Genomic DNA, 4,068 nt, shown 5'->3' on the forward strand with positions numbered 1-4,068 from the left:
CAAAGATAATGAGACCAAAACCTTTAACTGTTTTGATGAATTATTTAAGGATAAATCGGTTCCTTACCAATCGGTCATCAAAAATAATGAAGCGCTCAGACATATTTTAACACTAGCAACAGACAAGCTTAAAATCATCAAGAAGGTCAATCCTAATGCCGCTGGACTGATTGTTTCTTCATCAACAGAGCATGCTGCATATATCTTTAACATGCTTAAAACTGAGTTTAATCAAACAGCTCAAATTGTTACGTATAAAGAAAATGAACCTTCACATAGAATAAATGAATTTCGGAACAGTTCGATCAACTGGATAGTCAGTGTTGGGATGATAAGTGAGGGAACGGATATTCCACGTTTGCAAGTATGTTGTCACCTCAGTAGGGTTAAAACTGAGCTCTATTTTAAGCAAGTATTAGGCCGTATTTTACGAATGACCACATCTGTTGACCAACAAGCGTGGCTATTCACTTTTGCAGAGCCGAAGCTTGTAGAATTTGCAAATCGTATAGCAGAAGAAATACCGGATCTGCCTGTAATATATAGTCCCCCCGTCAATGTTAGTCCGTCAGAAGCTATATCGTTAGATAAAGATGAAGTTATGAAAGATAACATTTCACCTAGAGATACTAGCAAACTAGAAGTTGGAAGTAGCTTTAATAAAAAGCCCTTGCAAGTCGATTCACTGGAGATAGTCACACCTAAGAATGCTATAGGTTTAGTATCTCAGTCTTTTGAGCTTTTAGGAGGATTTAGAGAAAAAGTAGTGTCCACGTTCGATTCGCCATTCTAGGACCTAATTTTGAATACTTATAATACTCAGTATCGGATTTCAAACTTTAATTATAATTAATAATATAGTTCCCTAATGCATCAGACGATTCCCCACAAAGTGTCTACACATTTTATTAATATTGATAGGTTGCTTTAGAATCGGAACTAATAATTTTTTGATACATATTATAGTTAAACCAAACACGTTTTTGGACATAAATCAGTTAGAGCCGAAACCCTATAGCCTCCGTTTCGCATTACCATTAGTAATGATTATCTTAACAAACCTTGATAGCATTCACTTAGGGAAGAATGGCTAGCTGTTAATTCTTGAAACCAAGAAGCTAACCAGAAAGTTTAGTTAGGAGTTCTCAATGAGCCGCCCTGTGCGGAGCTGCATGCAGGGTGTTGTAGGGGCTGGATTAGATACCTTCGACTACCAGATTATGTTTTATTGACATTTGTATGCGTCTGCTTGAGCGAATGGAAGGCTAAAACCGCGATCAACCACTATTGACGCAATTACAATTGAGTTTCCTTTTAACTCTGCTGTTTTATTTCGTAACTTGTTTAACATATCGCTTTTTGCAGCGGCTAAGCTTGTGTAGGTCAGCCCACCTTGAACTTCAATAACTGCCAAAAATGTACAAGAGGTTGTCCAATCTTTTTGTATTTCACGTACCTGTGAACCAGCTGAACTTAAATTAGCAGAGGCTGTACAACTTGATATCAATCAAGTAGAAGATAGTTTTTCGGATTAAAAAGTGATTGTTTACGCGCACAACCAACGCTGGCAGTTGGATGCGCCTTGTCGTCGTTTTCGGTCCAAATGTTCGCAATATTCCGTTAATGCAGGCAAAGCTCCTACCGCACCTTTGAATAATACCCCAAACTCTGTAGTGATTTTTAACCAGTTTTCAGCAGGAATATTCAGCCTATTATTGTGGCTACTTGAACTAATGGCACCGCGTTTATCCTCTCTAATAATCCTGCCTGTATCTTCACCAGCATGATGTAGGCTTTTACGCTAAACATTAAGCCATTAGGCATGTTTACACGCTCATTACCCATAAAAGCTAATAATTCTGCAGGCTGCTCACCTTTTATGGCTGAGTTTATTCGACGTTGAATACTGGTGTAGTTTGAGGTTTCAGGGGTTGCGGCCATTTTGGCACGAATGGGCCTTTCTATTAATAAATAATGGTCGACATAGGCCATGCAGGCTAATACTGCAGCTTCATCTAATAATGCTTGGCTATTTATAAAAGAAAAGGTAAACCGCCCTTCTCGCAAATTCATCGGGAATGAATTTGAACGGCTTTAGTTGGCCCGAAGTGTGAGCTCCATGGATGGCAGCGAATGGAAGCGGCCAGTACACTTATCTTCTTTATTGGCCATTCTGGCAATCAGCTCACTCAAGGAGCGCATAAACCAACTGATATCGACTAAGCGTTGTCGGTATTGGCTGATACTGTCATTAACTGCTGTTGATTCAAAGTCATTCAGATTTTCACCTTTGACAAACTTGTGTGTCAGTAAGGTACCTTTTAAACCTTTATGCCACTGCATCGGCAAGTATTTACCTGACAGTGTTTCGCTTTATCTGCACCAACTTTAATCACCACATGCAAATGGTTGCTCTCTGCTTATTAACAAGAATGCGTAAGCACATATATCAATGGCAAAGATGGTCGCCAGATCAAGAATACGGATATCAACCCACTCGCGCCGATGTTCAAAGTTATCGCCTGTTGAGTTATCTATTCCGCAAAGAAAAGCCTTACACACCACACGCGAACAGCAGTGGCAGCTTTCTATATACAGGGATAAGGCGTGTCATTTAGGCTAACCACTGTTTGTCTTGGTCTGGCCATCATTCATTACCTGCAAGTAAATATCGATAACTAAAGACTAGAGAAATGGCTAAATATTTCCCAACAATTGTGGGTGACCATATTTTATCAAACCAATCAAACCAATCAAATAATTCATTAAAAAGGGGCTGACTAAACTTGTTGCAATCAAAAATAGCGCTTATTCTTTTATTATTCGAGGACAATTATCTGGGATGAAGATCTGATGAGCGCTTTTAATCATGAAGTAGCTGAAAAACTTCGCGAAATTGGTATTTTACTAAAAACACAGCACGCTAATCCTTTCCGCTATCAGGCCTATTTTAAGGCGGCGAATACCCTGGATAATCTGACTGAAGACCTAGATGATCTGGTGCAGGCTAAAGGCATGAAAGGACTGACTGACCTGCCTACAATTGGTACGGGGATTGCACAGTCTATTTATGAATACGTCGCGACCAGTCGTATGAGCCGTTTGGAAACGCTGCAGGGAGAATCAGATCCGGTCGAATTATTCCAATTGATACCAACCGTCGGCCGGACGCTGGCACAGCGCATTCATGACAGTCTGCATCTTGATACGCTCGAATCACTGGAAAATGCCACTCGCCATGGTCAGCTTGAGCAGGTTAAAGGTCTGGGTGTTAAACGTAAAGAAGCCATAGAAGCCTGGCTGTTAAAGCATCTTAACGAACGCCGGCAACCATTAAGACCGGGGCAACAGTCAAACCTTGTCCCCATCCGCTTATTGTTAAAAGTGGATGGCGAATACCGCAGCAAAGCTGCTGCCGGCAAATTGCCCTTGGTGACTCCCAAACGTTTCAACCCTGAAAATAAGGCTTGGCTGCCCATATTGCACATAACTCATGAGCACTGGCATTTTACCGCACTGTTTTCGAACAGCGAACGTGCCCACCAATTGGATCATGTTTTTGACTGGGTGATCATCTATTTTTCTGACGATAACCATCAGGACGGGCAGTATACTGTGGTCACTGAACCCCATGGTTTTCTGCTAGGCAAACGGGTAGTCAGGGGCAGAGAAGCAGAGTGCCAAGAATTCTATGAAGCAAATCAAGAAAGGTAGAATGAACAGCTCTATTATTGCTATAAATTTTAATTATGTGTTCGTCCAGCCAATAAATATAACCATTTTTTACGCCTGAAAATTTACCGCTGTAGTGGTCAACTAAAATTGGCCACGGTTTTATAAGTTTTCCAGTAAAGCTTTCCGACTCATTCGGAGTGAGACCGCCATTGTATTGGTGTGGTCTAATTTGGCTGTAGTATCTAATTATATAGCCAGCCATGCTTTGCCAAGCTATTGAAAAGCTGGTTATTAATAAGAACTCTATCAGAGCCGTGCCGAATAAACTAGCAAGAAAAATTGAAAAGTGTGTATTGAGACTGATGTTTTTCGAAAGTAATTAGTAACTGGCTT

Annotated in this window: 3 protein-coding genes and 1 pseudogene; 2 read left to right on the forward strand and 2 right to left on the reverse strand. The window is 40.6% G+C overall.

The window, feature by feature from the left end; translation table 11 throughout:
* Positions 1–793, forward strand: a 793-nt coding sequence (locus tag H5202_RS18610) for a DEAD/DEAH box helicase (RefSeq protein WP_259397380.1), incomplete at its 5' end; no start/stop codon positions are given.
* Positions 794–1,225: 432 nt separating this feature from the next.
* On the opposite strand, the gene H5202_RS24810 is transcribed toward H5202_RS18610, so the two are convergent.
* Positions 1,226–1,507: a DUF4156 domain-containing protein gene (locus tag H5202_RS24810; protein ID WP_182773383.1), complete on the reverse strand. Its 282-nt coding sequence runs from the start codon at positions 1,505–1,507 to the stop codon at positions 1,226–1,228.
* 39 nt (positions 1,508–1,546) lie between these two features.
* Positions 1,547–2,651 (reverse strand): annotated as a pseudogene (locus H5202_RS24365) (transposase).
* Positions 2,652–2,853: 202 nt separating this feature from the next.
* Here H5202_RS24365 and H5202_RS18630 point away from each other — a divergent pair.
* Positions 2,854–3,714 carry a DNA-binding protein gene (locus H5202_RS18630; RefSeq protein ID WP_182773384.1) on the forward strand — a complete coding sequence of 287 codons (861 nt, stop codon included), beginning with the start codon at positions 2,854–2,856 and terminating at the stop codon, positions 3,712–3,714.
* The last annotated feature ends 354 nt before the right edge of the window (positions 3,715–4,068 follow it).

The organism is Shewanella sp. SG41-4 (assembly GCF_014164505.1).
Classification (GTDB): domain Bacteria; phylum Pseudomonadota; class Gammaproteobacteria; order Enterobacterales; family Shewanellaceae; genus Shewanella.

Coding starts and splice junctions, on each gene's coding strand:
- H5202_RS18630 (WP_182773384.1), top strand. CDS start 2,854: ATGAGCGCTTTTAATCATGAAGTAGCTGAAAAACTTCGCGAAATTGGT.